Annotated in this window: 16 protein-coding genes, 1 other RNA gene and 1 pseudogene; 13 read left to right on the forward strand and 5 right to left on the reverse strand. The window is 64.2% G+C overall.

Annotation, left to right across the window (positions count from 1 at the left end):
* The first annotated feature begins 47 nt into the window (after positions 1–47).
* Positions 48–290 carry a TIGR04438 family Trp-rich protein gene (locus AC097L_RS21625; RefSeq protein WP_348014714.1) on the forward strand — a complete coding sequence of 81 codons (243 nt, stop codon included), beginning with the start codon at positions 48–50 and terminating at the stop codon, positions 288–290.
* Positions 291–357: 67 nt separating this feature from the next.
* Here AC097L_RS21625 and ilvD read toward each other — a convergent pair whose 3' ends face one another.
* Positions 358–2061, reverse strand: a complete 1704-nt coding sequence (gene ilvD / locus AC097L_RS21630) for a dihydroxy-acid dehydratase (protein WP_479588786.1) — start codon at positions 2059–2061, stop codon at positions 358–360.
* 108 nt (positions 2062–2169) lie between these two features.
* Between ilvD and AC097L_RS21635 the strand changes: the two genes are divergently transcribed.
* A complete protein-coding gene (locus AC097L_RS21635) occupies positions 2170–3081 on the forward strand; it encodes a LysR substrate-binding domain-containing protein (RefSeq protein WP_479588787.1) in 912 nt (303 codons plus the stop codon).
* Positions 3082–3151: 70 nt separating this feature from the next.
* Here the strand turns inward: AC097L_RS21635 and AC097L_RS21640 are convergent, their stop codons facing one another.
* The gene (locus tag AC097L_RS21640) at positions 3152–3964 is read right to left on the reverse strand and encodes a DUF3750 domain-containing protein (RefSeq protein ID WP_479588788.1); all 813 of its coding nucleotides are present in this window, start codon (positions 3962–3964) and stop codon (positions 3152–3154) included.
* Between the two features lie 114 nt (positions 3965–4078).
* Between AC097L_RS21640 and lgt the strand changes: the two genes are divergently transcribed.
* From lgt to AC097L_RS21660, 4 genes and pseudogenes are all read left to right on the forward strand, one after another.
* A complete protein-coding gene (gene lgt, locus AC097L_RS21645) occupies positions 4079–4909 on the forward strand; it encodes a prolipoprotein diacylglyceryl transferase (protein ID WP_479588789.1) in 831 nt (276 codons plus the stop codon).
* Between the two features lie 76 nt (positions 4910–4985).
* Complete coding sequence (locus tag AC097L_RS21650; RefSeq protein WP_479588790.1) at positions 4986–6557, forward strand: malonate--CoA ligase; 1572 nt, start codon at positions 4986–4988, stop codon at positions 6555–6557.
* Between the two features lie 300 nt (positions 6558–6857).
* A complete protein-coding gene (locus AC097L_RS21655) occupies positions 6858–8174 on the forward strand; it encodes an HD-GYP domain-containing protein (RefSeq protein WP_479588791.1) in 1317 nt (438 codons plus the stop codon).
* 82 nt (positions 8175–8256) lie between these two features.
* A pseudogene (locus tag AC097L_RS21660) lies at positions 8257–10479 on the forward strand (sensor domain-containing protein); the annotation flags it as partial.
* A gap of 150 nt (positions 10480–10629) precedes the next feature.
* On the opposite strand, the gene ssrS reads toward AC097L_RS21660, so the two are convergent.
* The 3 genes from ssrS to AC097L_RS21675 all read right to left on the reverse strand — a co-directional run bounded on the left by ssrS (position 10630) and on the right by AC097L_RS21675 (position 11382).
* Positions 10630–10809, reverse strand: a non-coding RNA gene (gene ssrS / locus AC097L_RS21665) — 6S RNA.
* A gap of 10 nt (positions 10810–10819) precedes the next feature.
* Complete coding sequence (locus AC097L_RS21670; protein ID WP_479588792.1) at positions 10820–11140, reverse strand: cell division protein ZapA; 321 nt, start codon at positions 11138–11140, stop codon at positions 10820–10822.
* The gene (locus tag AC097L_RS21675; RefSeq protein ID WP_479588793.1) at positions 11137–11382 is read right to left on the reverse strand and encodes a DUF904 domain-containing protein; all 246 of its coding nucleotides are present in this window, start codon (positions 11380–11382) and stop codon (positions 11137–11139) included. The genes AC097L_RS21670 and AC097L_RS21675 overlap by 4 nt, the downstream gene beginning before the upstream one ends.
* 134 nt (positions 11383–11516) lie before the next feature.
* On the opposite strand from AC097L_RS21675, the gene AC097L_RS21680 reads away from it, so the two are divergent.
* From AC097L_RS21680 to AC097L_RS21710, 7 genes are read left to right on the forward strand one after another with little or no spacing between them, the layout of a single operon-like run.
* Entirely contained in the window at positions 11517–12224 is a 708-nt protein-coding gene (locus tag AC097L_RS21680) for a bifunctional adenosylcobinamide kinase/adenosylcobinamide-phosphate guanylyltransferase (RefSeq protein ID WP_479588794.1), read from the forward strand.
* Positions 12221–13069, forward strand: coding sequence for an ABC transporter substrate-binding protein (locus AC097L_RS21685; RefSeq protein WP_479588795.1), 849 nt, complete (start codon positions 12221–12223; stop codon positions 13067–13069). Before AC097L_RS21680 ends, AC097L_RS21685 begins: the two co-directional genes overlap by 4 nt.
* A complete protein-coding gene (locus AC097L_RS21690; RefSeq protein WP_479588796.1) occupies positions 13066–14058 on the forward strand; it encodes a FecCD family ABC transporter permease in 993 nt (330 codons plus the stop codon). The genes AC097L_RS21685 and AC097L_RS21690 overlap by 4 nt, the downstream gene beginning before the upstream one ends.
* Positions 14055–14819 (forward strand): ABC transporter ATP-binding protein, encoded by a 765-nt coding sequence (locus tag AC097L_RS21695; RefSeq protein WP_479588797.1) that lies wholly within the window; start codon positions 14055–14057, stop codon positions 14817–14819. The genes AC097L_RS21690 and AC097L_RS21695 overlap by 4 nt, the downstream gene beginning before the upstream one ends.
* 7 nt (positions 14820–14826) lie before the next feature.
* The gene (gene bluB, locus AC097L_RS21700) at positions 14827–15492 is read left to right on the forward strand and encodes a 5,6-dimethylbenzimidazole synthase (protein ID WP_479588798.1); all 666 of its coding nucleotides are present in this window, start codon (positions 14827–14829) and stop codon (positions 15490–15492) included.
* A 12-nt stretch (positions 15493–15504) separates the two neighbouring features.
* Entirely contained in the window at positions 15505–15927 is a 423-nt protein-coding gene (locus AC097L_RS21705; RefSeq protein WP_479588799.1) for a GNAT family acetyltransferase, read from the forward strand.
* 26 nt (positions 15928–15953) lie between these two features.
* Positions 15954–16325, forward strand: coding sequence for a cupin domain-containing protein (locus AC097L_RS21710; protein ID WP_479588800.1), 372 nt, complete (start codon positions 15954–15956; stop codon positions 16323–16325).
* The last annotated feature ends 5 nt before the right edge of the window (positions 16326–16330 follow it).

Raw genomic sequence — 16330 nt, forward strand, 5'->3', positions numbered from 1 at the left:
AGCCATTCCTGCAGTGTTGCGGGCTGTACCCCCCACTGGAGCGAAACATGCTGTTTTTGGGAATCGGAATCGTGATGTTGCTGCTGAAATACATGGAAGTTGCCCCCGTGGTCGGCTGGAGCTGGACCATCGTGCTGTCGCCTTTTATGCTGGCCGTGCTGTGGTGGTGGTGGGCCGACACCACCGGCTATACCAAGCGCAAAGTGATGCAACGCGAAGACGCACGCAAGCAGACGCGCATCGACAAAAACAAGGAAGCCATGGGTACCAAGCGCAAGCCCCCGCGCTAGCCTTGCACGCACTTACAAAAAAAGCCCAGGGCATTGCTGCTCTGGGCTTTTTTAATGTCGCAAGAGATCAATACGCGTCGAGCACGGCACCCTTGCTGGCAGTGGAGGCGTTGAACGCGAACTTGGCCTGCACGCCGCGGGTGTAGCGTGGCTTGGGGGCGGTCCAGGCGGCGCGGCGCTGGGCGATCACTTCGTCGCTCACATTGAGTTGCAGCAGCAGCTGGTGCGCGTCGATGGTGATGGAGTCGCCTTCTTCGATGAAGGCAATGGTGCCGCCCACGGCCGCCTCGGGGGCCACGTGGCCCACCACCATGCCCCAGGTGCCGCCGGAGAAACGGCCATCGGTGATCAGGCCCACCGACTCGCCCAGGCCCTGGCCGACCAGCGCGCCAGTGGGGGCCAGCATTTCGGGCATGCCGGGGCCGCCCTTGGGGCCCAGGTAGCGCAACACCATCACGTCGCCCGCCACGATTTTGTTGTCCAGAATGGCTTTCAGGGCCGACTGCTCGTCGTCGAACACGCGGGCCGGGCCGGTCATCACGGGCTTTTTCAGGCCGGTGATCTTGGCCACTGCGCCTTCGGGCGACAGATTGCCCTTGAGGATGGCCAGGTGGCCCTGGGCGTACATGGGGCGATCAATCGGGCGGATTACGTCCTGGTCGGCACGCGGCACGTCGGGGATGTCGGCCAGCACCTCGGCCACGGTCTGGCCGGTGATGGTGATGCAGTCGCCGTGCAGCAGGCCGGCGGCCAGCAGGGTCTTCATCACCTGCGGAATACCGCCTGCGCGGTGCAGGTCCACGGCCAGGTATTGGCCGCTGGGCTTCAGGTCGCACAGCACCGGGGTTTTGACGCGCACGCGCTCGAAGTCGTCAATCGTCCATTCCACTTCGGCCGCGTGGGCGATGGCCAAAAAGTGCAGCACGGCGTTGGTCGAGCCGCCGGTGGCCATGATCACCGCCACGGCGTTTTCGATCGACTTGCGGGTCACGATGTCGCGGGGTTTCAGGTCTTTTTTGATGGCCTCGACCAGCACGCGGGCCGACTCCTGCGCCGAGTTCAGCTTCTCGTCGTGCGGGTTCGCCATGGTGCTGGAGTAGATCAAGCTGATGCCCAAAGCCTCGAACGCGCTGGACATGGTGTTGGCCGTGTACATGCCGCCGCAGGAGCCCGTGCCGGGGATGGCGCGGCGCTCGATCTGCAGCAGGTCTTCGTCGCTCATGCGGCCCGCGGCGTTTTCGCCCACGGCTTCGAACACGCTGACGATGTTCAGGTCTTTACCCTTGTAGTGGCCCGGCAGGATGGTGCCGCCGTACACATAGATGGCGGGCACGTTGGCGCGCAGCATGCCCATCAGGCCGCCGGGCATGTTCTTGTCGCAGCCGCCGACCACCAACACGCCGTCCATCCACTGGCCTTGCACGCAGGTCTCAATACAGTCGCTGATGACTTCGCGGCTGACCAGGCTGTACTTCATGCCCTCGGTGCCCATGGCCATGCCGTCGGAGATGGTGGGCGTGCCAAACACCTGGGCGTTGGCACCCGCCGCTTCAATCGCCGCGATGGCTGCGTCGGTGAGCTTTTGCAGGCCGCTGTTGCACGGCGTGATGGTGCTGTGGCCGTTGGCCACGCCGACCATGGGCTTTTTGAAATCCGCCTCTTCGTAGCCCATGGCGTAGTACATCGAGCGGTTGGGCGCGCGCGACTTGCCTTCGGTGATGTTCTTGGAGCGGGGGTTAAGGACGATGGGGACGATGGGTTTGGTGTCCATGGGAGGTCTCTTTGTGTCGTGGGGAAGATATTTTTGCAGGCTGAAGTATCCGCCACCCGAAAATGCGCGTCCAATCTATTTTTAAGTGCGTATTAATATGCCATACATATGAATGATATCGAGTTGAGATTGTGGAACCAGTTTGCCGTGCTGGCCGACGAGCTGCACTTTGGCCACGCCGCCCGGCGCCTGCACATGACCCAGCCGCCGCTGACGCAAGCCATTGCTCTACTGGAAAAGCGCCTGGCCGTGCGCTTGTTTGACCGCACCAAGCGCAGCGTGCAGCTCACCGCCACCGGGCGGGCGCTGCTGCCCGAGGTGCTGGACCTGCTGGCCCGCGCCCAGGCCTTGCCCGAACACGCCCGGGCGGCGGCCGCGGGCGAGCTGGGCCGCCTGCGGCTAGCCTTTGTGTCCACGGTGGGCTTTGCGTTGCTGCCGCAGTGGGTGCGCGGCTTTCGTGCCCTGCACCCGTTGGTGCAAATGGAGCTGGTGGAGGCCACGGGCGATGTGCAGTTACAGGCCTTTGCCCAGGGCACGCTGGACGCGGGCTTCATGCTGCACGCGCCCGGTTTCGCCCCGGTGGGGCTGGAGCGCCACACCGTGCACCAGGAGCCGCTGGTGCTGGCCGTGCCCGAGCAGCACCCCCTGGCGGCACTCCCTCGGCTGACGTTGGCCGCCGTGCTGGACGCGCCCTTGGTGATCTTTCCGCGCCGCATCGTGCCATCGCTATATGACGCGATCTTTGCCGCCTACCACGCCGCCGGGCACCTGCCGACGGTGGCGCAAGAGGCTATCCAGATGCAGACCATCGTCAACCTGGTGTCCGCTGGGCTGGGCTGCGCCTGGGTGCCGCACAGCGTGACGCAGTTCCAGCGGCCAGGGGTGGTGTACCGCAGTGTGGAGCCGGGTAAAAAAGGCAAGGGTGGCGTGGCGCTGCCGGGGTGCGAGACCAGTCTGGTGTGGTCGGCGGACCAATCCAGCCCGGCGCTGGAGCGGTTCATTGCCTTTGTGGCGCAATAGCTATATTATTGATAGCTGCTTGTGTATGCTGAATTTGGGCGAGAGGCTTATTTTGTGCTAAACCTGGAACCTACTGTGCAGGCACTTTGCCAAAGCCCGGCAGGCGCAGTTGCCGGTGTTTCACATCGATGCCGAAGCCCAGCCCCAGCAGGTTCAACTCCAGGCCCTCTTCGCGCGCCACCGTCACCCCCGCCAGGCCCAGCAGCGATACCTGCCAGCCCGTGCCACTGGGGGCATGGTCAACGAAGGTGTTGGGGCCGAGGTAGTCCTTGCCTATGGCGGTGGGCGGCAGGTCCAGGTGCAGCGCGGGCACGCGGCGCGCGACCCATGCGACAAAGGTATTGCTATTCGGGCCAGGCCAGAGTCGGTACGCATGGCCCCAGGGATAGGCCGCCACGGCCGCCTCTATGGCATCGATCATGCCCTCTGCGTCCGCACCGCGGTGGTCGACCAGCAGTTGCGGATAAGCCCCGTACCAGCGGGCATCGGGATGGCTGCTGCTGCCGGTGACCAGCGCCTCCTCGCCGTTTTGGGCCCGCCAACCCACCACCTGGTAAGTGGTGTAGTGGTCTGCGCCCGCGCGCTTGACGGCAATCCACGGGTGGATGGCAAAAGCGCCACGCCAGCGCACGGTGCGCGCGCCAAACACCTGCACCACCGCACGCCGCTCCACCGCCGGGTCGGGTGTCTGGCCGGTGCTGTCGCTACGGGCCTGGTTCCAGGGGGTGTGCATGTCGAGCGTGCCCGAGGCCAGCACGCCCACGGGGCCAAGGAGCAATAGCAGCACCAGGCCCAACAGGCGCAGGGGCCAGCGCAGCCAGCGGCGGCGCGCGCGAGCGGTTGGGTGGGCAGAAGAGGTGTTGAAAGCTGAACCAGAAGCCATATTTGGAGTATGCCCTTGCGGTTATACCCAGGGCAGGTGGTGGGATTCGCCGTTTTCAGGCTTTGGTTTGGGTGCGGGCCAGGCAGGGCGAGGGCTGCGGGCACAATACCGGCCATGCTGATCCACCCCCAAATCAATCCAATCGCCCTGCAAATCGGGCCTCTCGCGGTCCACTGGTACGGCCTGACCTATCTGGCCGCGTTTGCGCTGTTCATGTTCCTGGGCATCCGCCGTTTGCGGCATCCGCCGTTTGCCCGCATCACCGGGCCGGGGGCCTGGGTCTCGAAAGACGTGGAAGACATTTTGTTCCTGGGTGTGATGGGCGTGGTGCTGGGCGGGCGCCTGGGCTACTGTCTGTTTTATAAGCCCGGTTACTACCTCAGCCATCCACTGGAAGTGTTTTATGTGTGGCAAGGCGGCATGTCTTTCCACGGTGGGCTGCTGGGCGTGATTGCGTCCATGGTGTGGTTTGCCACCTCGCGCAAAAAGCCGTTCTGGCAGGTGGCCGACTTTGTGGCTCCGTGCGTGCCCACGGGTTTGGCGGCAGGTCGGGTTGGCAACTTCATCAACGGTGAACTCTGGGGGCGGCTGAGTGCACCCGATTTGCCCTGGGGCATGGTGTTCCGCGACGGCGGCCCGCTGCCGCGCCACCCATCGCAGGTCTACCAGTTTCTGATGGAGGGTTTGCTGCTGTTCGTGCTGCTGTGGCTGTATGCGCGCAAAGAGCGTGCGCCGGGCCAGGTGGCCGCTGCGTTCCTGTTTGGCTACGGCGTGTTCCGCTTTATTGCCGAGTTCTTCCGCGAGCCGGATGCCTTCTTGGGTCTGCTGTCACTGGGCATGAGCATGGGTCAGTGGCTGTGCGTGCCGATGATTCTGGGCGGGGCGCTGATGTGGTGGTGGGCAGGCAAAGTCGCCGCACCACGCCTGGAGAAAAAATTTAAGTAAAAATGGCCTCTAGCGTATGTTCCACCTGCGCTAGTAGCTATGAAATAGATAGTATTTGACTTGGAAGGACTACGGCATGCCCGAGCGCAACCACAACCTGTTTACGGCGCTGCGGGCCGGTTTTCCGTCTGATCTGGATGCCGTGGCCATAGAGACCGACAACGGCCTGCGGTACTCCTGGCGGGATCTGGACCGCAGCACGGCCATGTTGGCCAACTTGCTGGCCTCGCTGGGCCTGCCCGCCGGGGCCCGCATTGCAGTGCAGGTAGACAAATCGGTGGAAGCAGTGGCCTTGTACCTGGCCACCTTGCGCGCAGGCTATGTGTTTTTGCCGCTCAACACCGCCTACCAAGCCGATGAAATCCGCTACTTCATTGGCAACGCCGAGCCCGCCGTGGTGGTCTGCAGCGCGCCCAACTTTGGTTGGGTCAGCAAGATCGCCTTCATGGCGGGCACCGAATATGTCTTTACCTTGAACAGCGACCGCACCGGTTCCCTGCTGGACCGCGCCGCCCACCACAGCGACCAGCACACCGTGGCGCAGCAACAGGCCGACGACCTGGCCGCGATTTTGTACACCAGCGGCACCACTGGGCGCAGCAAAGGCGCGATGCTGTCGCACGGCAATCTGCTGAGCAATGCCGCTACGCTGAAAGACTACTGGGGCTGGCAACCTGGCGATGTACTGATCCACGTCTTGCCCATCTTCCACGTGCACGGCCTGTTTGTGGCTATCCACGGTGCGCTACTCAATGGCAGCAAGATGTTGTGGGGCGCCAAGTTTGACGCGCGCAAAGTGGTGCAATGGCTGCCCCGCGCCACGTTGTTCATGGGCGTGCCCACACTGTACGTGCGCCTGCTGCAAGAGCCAGAGCTGACGCCCGAGGCGGCGCGCACTATGCGTTTGTTCATCGCCGGGTCGGCTCCGCTGCTGATCGACACCTTCAACGCATGGCAGGCGCGCACTGGCCACACCATTCTGGAACGCTACGGCATGAGCGAAACCGCCATGCTGACCTCCAACCCCTACCGCCTGGAGGATGGCGAGCGGCGCGGCGGCACCGTGGGCTTCCCACTTCCGGGTGTGCAGCTACGGGTGGTGGACGGTGCGAACCAGCCCCTGCCTACCGGCGAGATCGGCGGCATCCAGGTACGCGGGCCGAATGTGTTCCAGGGCTACTGGCGCATGCCCGAAAAGACGGCCGAAGAATTCACGGCCGATGGCTTTTTCAAAACGGGCGATGTAGGCCAGGTCGACGCACGGGGCTATGTGCACATTGTGGGCCGCAGCAAAGATCTCATCATCAGCGGCGGCTACAACGTTTACCCCGCCGAGGTCGAGGCCGCCATCAACGAACTGCCCGGTGTGGCCGAAAGCGCGGTGGTAGGCGTGCCGCATACCGACTTTGGGGAGGTGGGCGTGGCCGTGGTCATTGCGCAGGCGGGGGTGGTACTTGACCCGGTGCAGATTTTGGCGGCACTGAAGGCCCGCATAGCCCACTTCAAAGTGCCCAAACACTGCTTTTTAGTGGCCGAGTTGCCGCGCAACGCGATGGGCAAAGTACAAAAGAACAGCTTGCGCGCCGTGTATGGAACACCCCAGGCTGCGCCAGCCTCCTTGCAGGGGGTGGACCCAGTGGTCCGGTAAAGCCGGTTTCACGGTATCTCTGATGGCGGCCGATTTGGCCTTTGCTGGTGTATTGCCAAAGGCGCGCGCAGAATGCACAAAATGTGACGACTTGATTTAAGTTTGTGCAGGGTTAGACGATAAATGGTTTACACCAGGTTACAAATAGCCTTGTTTTCCAGCGGTTCATGCGCTGTTTTGTTTTTCGTCCGAATCCAAAGTAAATGGCTTTACTGTGAACTATTTCACGTTTCGTAACAGAATGTGACCTGTTGACGGCATAATCAAAAAATGCAGTTTTTAGTTGTACACACTTAAACCATGGGAGAAACCTCTTCCCGCTGGATTGATGTAGCCCAATTGCGCCGGGGACTGTTCATTCAGCTAGACCTTGGTTGGATGGACCACCCATTCCCCAAGGGCAGCTTCAAAATCACCTCTGACGACCAAATCAAGACAATTTTGTCCTTGGGTGTGAGCCAGGTACGGTACTTTCCGGACCAAAGTGATCCACCCACCGACAGCGTACCTGCGCCCTTGACTGCGTCCGATGGCTCTTCCCCGCGGTCCTCCGACCCACGCGCAGCAGACTCTGACAAGCTTCCCCAAGCCCCCCTAAGTGAGGCCGAGCTACTGCGTTTGCAGCGCCGAGATCGACTCGCCGCCCAGCGGCGCAGTCTGTCGGTGTGCGAGCGCCGGTTCAATGAAGCTACCCAGCAGTACCGGCGGGTGGTCGATCAGGCTAGCAGCCGGGCGGTGCCGATGCGCGAAGAGTGCACCGCCCTGGTGACAGGCTGTGTGGAGGACATCCTGGCCGAGGGCGAGTCTGCTATCCGTTTGCTGTCCGAGGCCATGGGCGAGCGCAGCGCGGTACATCCGGTGAATGTGATGGTGGTGTCTTTGCTGTTGGGCAAAGCCCTGGGTCTGCCTGCCGCTGCGCTGACCGATCTGGGTCTGGCGGCGTTGCTGCACGACCTGGGCAAGGTCCAGATGGCCGAGCGCATGCGCTACCAGGACCCGGGTTTTTCGGCCTCCGAGCAGTTGGTTTACCAGGAGCATGTAGAGCACAGCTTGGTGTTGGGACGGCGCATGGGCCTATCACAAGACGTGCTGCGCTCCATTGCCCAGCACCACGAACTGGCCGATGGCAGCGGTTTTCCGTCGGGTCTGGTGGGGGCCAATATGTCGGCCAGTGGCAAGATCCTGGCGCTGGTCAACCGCTACGACAACCTGTGCAACCCGCCCCGGCTGGTCAACGCCATGACCCCGCACGAAGCCTTGTCGCTAATTTTTGCGCAAATGAAGGCGCGCTTCGATACCGCTACGCTGGGCGCGTTCATCCGCATGATGGGTGTGTACCCGCCGGGCTCGGTGGTGCAACTGCTGAACGACGGGTATGCGATGGTGGTGTCGGTCAACTCGACCCGCCCTTTGAAACCCTATGTGGTGGTATTCGATGCCGGTGTGCCGCGCGATGAGGCGCTGATGGTGGACCTGGAGCACGCTCCCGAGCTGGGCATACGGCGCAGCCTTAAACCCTCGCAATTGCCGCGTGCGGTACAAGACTATTTGTCGCCCCGCCAGCGGGTGTCTTATTTTTTTGAGCGGGTGGTTACTACCGACCGGCCTGGTGCCTAGGGTGAACGCGGGTGTACTCGGGGCCCTGATCGACAGCCTGCCCGACGCAGTATGGATTGTTGCGCCCGGCGATTGCAGCATCGTGATGGTCAATGCCGCGGCCGCCCAGTTGCTGGGCCTGTCGCGCGAGGCCATGGTGGGCCAGTTGGCCACCGAGTTCAGTCCGGCCCCCGAAGACCTGTATTTTTGGGCCGATGTGGCGGCGGGCCATGCCCCGCTGGACCAGCGCATCCATTCCGAAAGCCTGGTGCTGCATGCCGATGGCCGCAGCCTGCTGGTGGAGCGGCGTGTCAGCCCCTTGGCTTTGGGTAATGGCGACCTGGTGTACGTGGTGGCCCTGCGCGACCTGGGCCCGCTGCGCCGCATGGAAGATCGCCTGGAACTGGTGCTGGCCGAAATGCAGGCCACGCTGGAGTCCACGGTGGATGGTATTTTGGTGTGCAGTTTGGACGGCGTGGTGACGGTGCGCAACCGCCAGTTCGCCGAGCTGTGGGACCTGCCCGAAGCTCTGCTGGACCCGCACGTGGATGCCGCGCTGTACGCCCATATGGCCCGGGTTGTGGTCAATATTGCGGCTTATCAGCGGCGGATGGACTTCATCGTCAACACGCCGCTGTACCAGGGTACCGACATGCTGCTGCTGCGCAGCGGGCGCATTCTGGAGCGGGTGACGCGGCCGCAGATCAGCCAGGGGCGGTCGATTGGTCGGGTGTATTCGTTTCGCGACATCACTGAGCGGGTCGAGTCCGAAGCGCAATTGCAGCTTGCAGGCAAGGTGTTTGAGTCCAGTCTGGATGCGATTTTTATTGCCGATGCACAGCACCGGATCGTGGCAGTCAACCCGGGTTGCGAGCGTTTGAGCCGCTCCAGCGAGGCGCAGTTCATGGGGCAGTTGGCTCCCGATCTGTTCCAGGACACCGGCGGTGGCGAGCTGTTTGGCCGGGTCCAGCGGGGCTGGCACCGTGAAGGCCACTGGGATGGTGAGGCCCAGCACCAGCGTGGCGATGGCAGCTGCTGTGTGGTGCACTTGTCATGGGTGGCCCTGCGCGATGCCCAGGGCGTGGTGACGCAAAGCATAGGTTTCTTCAAGGATCTGACCGAGAAAAAAGCCAGTTTCGAACGCATCGAGCAACTGGCGTATTCCGACGTGCTGACCGGCTTGCCGAACCGGCTGATGCTGTCGCAGCGGGTGGATTTTGCGCTGCGCCTGGCCGAGCGGGACGGGGGCGAGTTCGCCATCCTGTTCCTCGATCTGGACCGGTTTAAAAATATCAACGATTCGCTGGGCCATTTGTTTGGCGACCGGGTGCTGGTCGAGGTGGGCCAGCGCATGCTGAACTGCCTGCGCCAGGTAGACACGCTGTGCCGCCTGGGTGGCGATGAGTTTGTGATGTACCTGCACCAGGCCGATGCCGAGGGGGCCAAGATGGTGGCGCAGCGCGTGCTGGAAAGCCTGGCCCAGCCGTTCCACATGGACGGCGTGGATTTTTCGGTGGGCTGCAGCATCGGCGTGGCCATGTTCCCGGCGGACGGGCAAACGCTGGACGACATGATCAAGTCGGCCGACACCGCCATGAATAGGGTTAAAGAGCGTGGCCGCGGCAACTTCCGCTTTTACCAGCCGCAGATGAACGTGGCTTTGCTGTCGCGGATGAAGATGGAGCACCGCCTGCGCCAGGCCATGGAAGCCGGTAGTTTTCGGCTGCACTACCAACCGCAGGTTAGCCTGAGCACCGGTGCTGTGGTGGGCGTAGAAGCCCTGATCCGTTGGCAAGACCCTGAGCTGGGAGCGGTGTCGCCCGCCCATTTCATTCCCGTGGCCGAAGAATCGGGTTTTATTGTGACCATTGGCACCTGGGTGCTGAATGAGGCCGTGCGGCAGGCGGCGCAGTGGCAGCGCCAGGGCTACGACCGCACAGTTTCGGTCAATGTGTCGGCCCTGCAGTTTCAGCAACCCGATTTTGTAGAGCGCGTGGCCAGTGCCTTGGCCGATTCCGGGCTGGACCCGGCCTTGCTGGAGTTGGAGCTGACCGAATCCATCCTGGTGCAAGATGCGGACGAGGCCCTGGCCCGGTTGCGGGCGCTGGCGGGGCTGGGGGTGTTTTTGTCGATCGACGACTTTGGCACCGGCTATTCCAGCCTGGCGTATTTGAAGAAATTTCCTATCCACAAGCTGAAAATCGACCGTTCTTTCATCAGCGGCCTGCCCGATGACGAGAGCGACCAGGCCATCGTCAGCGCCATCGTGCAGATGGGCCGCGCGCTCAAGCTCACGGTGATTGCCGAAGGGGTGGAAACCATGGCCCAGCGTGACTTGCTGCAGCGCCTGCTGTGCGACCAGTACCAGGGGTTTTTATGTGCCCCCGGCGTGCCCAGTGAAGACCTGGAACGGGTGATCGTAGGCGCCATGGACCGACTGGTCGTGGAGCGCGAAGACCGGGTGGGGGAGGTGAATAAGGTGTCTGCGGAAGCCACCGGACCGGCATCCTGAACCGGGGTTCAGGTGGGCTAGGTCACCCTGGAGTTGGGTTCATCTAACGCGAGATGATCACGCTCCCCAGGGGATATTCCAGGCCCGGGCTCATGGAGCATTGGTTCAAGGAAATATAAAGCCCGGCATGCACCGCAGACCCATTGATTTTAGGCTAAATCAAATGCCCGTCGTCGCCTAAAGCCAAGTCGAGCTGCTCAATCAGCGTGGTCAGCACCGGGTCGTTGTCGTTGGCGGTCTCGGACTGCACTGGTGCAGGGCGCACGGGTGCACGGCTCCGGTCGGTCAGGTCAAACGCCAAATTCAGAGCGGCCAGCACGGCGATGCGGTCACGCGCCTTGATCTTGCCGCCGTCGCGGATGGCGCACATGGCGGTATCGACCATTTTGACGGCCTCCAACAGGCGCGCTTCGCCACCTTCCGGGCAGCCCAGCAGATAGCTTTGGCCGAGGATTTGCACGTCGAGCTGCTTCATTCTGCGTCCTTGCGGGGGGCGGGGCGGATGGCGGGCGGGTTGCCGATCTGGGGCAGGCGCTCCAGTAGCGCGTCGATGCGGGCGCGGGCTGCGCCGAGGCGTGACTTGAGCGAATCGCGGTCATACACCAGATCGGTGACCTGTTCGGTCAGCAACTGGTTGGCACGCTGCAACTCTCGGTATCGCACCAGCAGACGCTCGGTACGTTCTGCAACTTGTTCAATTTGGGTGGGGGTGGCCATAAGCTTGCACATTCTAGTGTGCGTGCCAGGCCACCCGTAGCAGAGCCCACGCTTAAAATTCATGGTCTAGGCCAGACCCGCAGGACTTGCGCAAGTCCCCATCTTTCTTCCTCCCTCTTTCTGCTTATTTCCCCATGACACTGACAACCGCCACCAGCGAACTCATCCTCGGTGGCCAAAAAAGCGGCAAGTCGCGCCGCGCCGAGCAGCTGGCTGCGGCGTGGCTGGCGCAGGCGGGCCACCGCGCCGTGTTCATCGCCACCGCCCAGCCCTGGGACGCGGAGATGGTAGAGCGCATCGCCCGCCACCAGTGCGACCGGGCCGAGCGCGTGCCGGGCATGCGAACGGTGGAAGAGCCGCTGCGCTTGGCCGAGGCGATTGCCCAGCACAGCCACCCCGACACGCTGGTGGTGGTGGACTGTTTGACGCTGTGGCTGACTAACTTGGCTTACCCCCAGGCTCCAGCGCAAAGCGCTTTGCGCCGACCCCCTTGCAGGGGGCAACACCAGCAGCCTGGCAAAGCCAGTTCTGCGGTGTTTCTGGATGGCGTTCGTTCTGCCGTTCAGCTGGGTTCGAAGAGATTGGAAGAATTTAAAGAAAATCAGCCTCCAGCGCAGATAGTACCTGCGCAAGTAGCTACATTTTTGGAAGCAATTGATGCGGCACCCGGCCCGCTGGTGCTGGTGGGCAACGAGATCGGCCTGGGCGTGATCCCCATGGGCCGCGAGGTGCGGGCCTTCGTGGACGCGCTGGGCACATTGAACCAGCAGGTGGCGCAGCGCTGCCAGCGGGTGACTTTGATGGCGGCGGGCTTGCCGCTGACTTTGAAGGACGCAGCATGAAGTTCTTGGCGCTGCTGCTGTGGCTGGCTGCTGCGTCGGCCCACGCCCTGCAGGTCACCGACGACCGGGGCACCACGGTGCAGTTCGCCCAGACCCCGCAGCGTATCGTCAGCCTGCTGCCCTCGCTGACCGAAAGCGTCTGCGCGCTGGAGCAGTGCGCCCGGCTGGTGGGAGTGGACCGGTATTCCAACTTTCCGGCCAGCGTGCGTGCCTTGCCCCAGGTGGGCGGCGGGCTGGACCCGAACATCGAAGCCATCGTCGCCCTGCACCCCGACGTGGTGCTGCTGGCCACCGCCTCCCGCGCCAGCGCCCGGCTGGAAGCCTTGGGCCTGAAAGTGGTGGCGCTGGAGCCCAAAACCTATGCCGACGTGCAGCGCGTGCTGGGTACGCTGGGGCAACTTTTGGCGGTCAATGATGCCGCCCGCATCTGGCGCGGCATCGATGCCGGTGTGTCGGCGGCGGCCCAGTCGCTGCCTGCGCGGGCCAAAGCCACCCGCGTCTACTTCGAGGTGAACGCCGCGCCGTACGCCGCAGGCACCACGTCCTTCATCGGCGAGACCCTGACCCGGCTGGGCGTGCAGAACGTGGTTCCTGCCGCGCTGGGCCCGTTTCCCAAGCTGAACCCCGAGTTCGTGGTGCGCGCCAACCCGGACCTGATCATGGTGGGTGACCGCAACAGCATCGGCTTGGCGCAGCGCCCCGGCTGGGGCGGCATCCGCGCCATCCGCGAGCAGCGGGTGTGCAGCTTTAAGCCTGAGCAAAGCGATGTGCTGGTGCGCCCCGGCCCGCGCATGGCGGAGGCAGCAAGAGCCATGGCCGCGTGCCTGCTGGAGAAGGCGCCGTGAAGTCTCGCCCCGGCGCGCTCGCTCTGGTTCTGTTGTTGCTGGCGTTCGCCCTGCTGCTCATCGGCACCAGCATCGGCAGCACCGGCTTCGACAGCGTGCTGGCCGCGCGCCACGACCCCATCGCCCTGCAAATCGTCTGGGACATCCGCCTGCCGCGCACCTTGGGGGCCTGGGCTGCGGGTGCCTTGCTGGGACTGGCGGGCGCGGTGGCGCAAGGCCTGTTCCGCAACCCGCTGGCCGACCCGTATCTGCTGGGCAGCGCCTCGGGCGCGGCGCTGGCGATGGCCTTGGCGCTGGCGGTGCTGGGGGTGTCGCCCTTCGCCACGGCCTGGCTGGTGCGCGTGGGCCTGACCGGCGCGGCTTTTGCGGGGGCCGTGGGCGGCGTGCTGCTGACCCTGACGCTGGCCAACGGCGTGCAGCACATCCTGCGGCTGCTGCTGGCGGGCGTGATCGTGGGTGTGGTGCTGGGCGCGGGCAAAGACCTGGTCACGCTGGCCACCCCCGACATCCTAAGCGCCCTGCAGGGCTTCAACCTGGGCAGCACCGGCTTTGTGGGCTGGACGGCCTGCCTGTTGATGCTGGCGGTGTGGGCCGTGTGCACCGCCGTGGCCTGGCTGCTGGGCCCGGTGTTGGACGGGCTGACTCTGGGCGAAGCCACCGCCGCTAGCCTGGGCCTGCCGCTGCCGCGCATGCGCGCCGCGCTGATTCTGGTGCTGGCGCTGGCCACCGGCACCGCCGTGGCGCAGACCGGCATGATCGCCTTTGTGGGTCTGGCCGCGCCGCATGTGGCTAGGTCCCTGGTCAAAACCACCCACAGCCGCCTGATGTTGCTAGCCAGCCTGACCGGCGGCGTGCTGCTGCTGGCCGCCGACATTCTGGCCCGCTGGCTCACCGCCCCGCAGGAGCTGCCGGTGGGCGTGCTCACGGCGGTGCTGGGTGGCAGCTACCTGCTGTGGCGCATGCACAAGCGCACGGGTGGTGTGCTATGAAAAATATAGCTATTTGCGCAGATTCCATAAGCGCTAGCCTGTCAAAAGTACCTGTATTGCATGGGGTCAGCGTCGATATCCAAGCGGGCCGCTGGACCGGCATCGTCGGCCCCAATGGCGCGGGCAAATCCACCCTGCTGAAGGTGCTGGCGGGCCTGCTGCCCTTCACCGGAACCGTCACGTTGCTCGGCCAGAACATGGCCACCATGCCCGCCCGCCAGCGCGCCCAAACCCTGGCCTGGCTGGGGCAGGGTGAGGCCAGTGCCGACGACCTCAGCGTCTGGGACGTGGCGCTCTTGGGCCGCATCCCGCACCGCCCCTGGCTGGCGGCACCCAGCGCCCAGGACCTGGCCGCCGTGGAGCAGGCCCTGCGTGCCACCCAGGCCTGGGACTGGCGCGCCCGGTCACTAGGCCAGCTCTCGGGCGGCGAACGCCAGCGCGTGCTGCTGGCCCGCGCCCTGGCGGTGCAGGCCCCGGTGCTGCTGATGGACGAACCGCTGGCGAATCTGGACCCGCCCCACCAGGCCGACTGGCTGCTGCTGGTACGCGCGCTGGTGGCCCGCGGCCATACCGTGGTCAGCGTGCTGCACGAGCTGTCGATCGCGCTGCAGGCCGACGACCTGCTGGTGTTGGCCCAGGGCCGCACCACCCACGCAGGCCCGTGCGCCGACCCGGCCACGCACCGCGCGCTGGAGCAGGTTTTTGACCACCGCATCGGCATCCACCGCATATCCCAGCAGTGGGTGGCGCTACCCAAATGAGCACCTAATGACCGACCACGCCTTCAGTGCCCCCGAGCGCGACGCCGTCTACCGCGCCATCTTCGAGCGCCGCGACATGCGGCATTTCAACGGTGGCAGCGTGGCCCCGGAGCTGCTGCAACGGCTTTTGCTGGCGGCCCACCATGGCCCCAGCGTGGGCTTTATGCAGCCCTGGCGCTTCATCCGCATCACCCAGACCACCCTGCGCCAGCAACTGCACGCCCTGGTGGAGGCCGAGCGCCTGCTGACCGCCCAGGCCCTGGGCCAGCGCGCAGACGACTTCATGCGGCTTAAGGTACAAGGCCTGCTGGATGCGGCCGAGGTGCTGGCCGTGGTGCTGCCGAATGGCCGCGAGCAGCACATTTTTGGCCGCCGCACCCTGCCGCAGATGGACCTGGCCTCTAGCGCCTGCGCCATCCAGAACCTGTGGCTGGCCGCCCGTGCCGAAGGGCTGGGCATGGGCTGGGTGTCGTTGTTCGACCCGCTGGCGCTGGCCGTTACCCTGGGCCTACCCGAGGGGGCCGAACCCATCGCCTTGCTGTGCCTGGGGCCGGTTGAAAAGTTCTACGACCAGCCCATGCTGCAGCAGGAAAACTGGGCCCGGCGCGAGGCCTTGGCAGGGCTGGTGTTTGACGACACCTGGGGCCAGGCCTCCACTTTGTTTTCGGCCTGAAAATACCCCACCATGCACATACGCCCCTACCAAGAAACCGACGAAGCCGCCGTGGTCGCCCTGTGGCAGGCCTGCGGCCTGACCCGCCCCTGGAACGACCCGCACAAGGACATCGCCCGCAAACTGCAGGTCCAGCGCGAGCTGTTTCTGGTGGGCGAGGTGGATGGCGAACTTATCGCTACGGCCATGGCCGGGTACGACGGACACCGCGGCTGGGTCAACTACCTGGCGGTAGAGCCCGGCCAGCGCGGCCAGGGCCTGGGCGCGGCATTGATGCAGCACATCGAGCAGCAACTGCGAGCGCTCGGCTGCCCCAAGCTGAACCTGCAGGTACGTAGCAGCAACACCGCCGTGCTGGATTTCTACCGCCACCTGGGCTACGCGCAAGACGAGGCCGTAAGCCTGGGCAAGCGCTTGATTCCCGATGGTCCGTGAGCTGTATTTGAATATTCAGGAACCCCATGTCCCCCATTTCTTCCCCCGCACAGATCGCCGCATCGCTGACCGAACACTGGTCGCCCCGGGTGATCCCCGAGCTGGACGATTCGTACATCAAAGTCGCCAAGGTGCTGGGTTCCCTGGCCTGGCACAGCCATACCGATGAGGACGAGATGTTCATGGTCCTCAAAGGCCACCTCCGCATCGAGATGGAAACCGGCGTGGCCGAGCTGTCCGAAGGCGAAATGTTCGTCGTGCCCAAAGGCGTGCGCCACAACCCGGTGGCCGAGGAAGAGTGCCACATCCTGCTGATCGAGCGCAAATCCACCCTGCACACCGGCGACGTGGCTACCGACAAGACCCGCTCGCTGGCGGACCAGCTGCGGCCGGTGTAAGGGGC

The organism is Rhodoferax sp. RT5P35 (genome assembly GCF_056521385.1).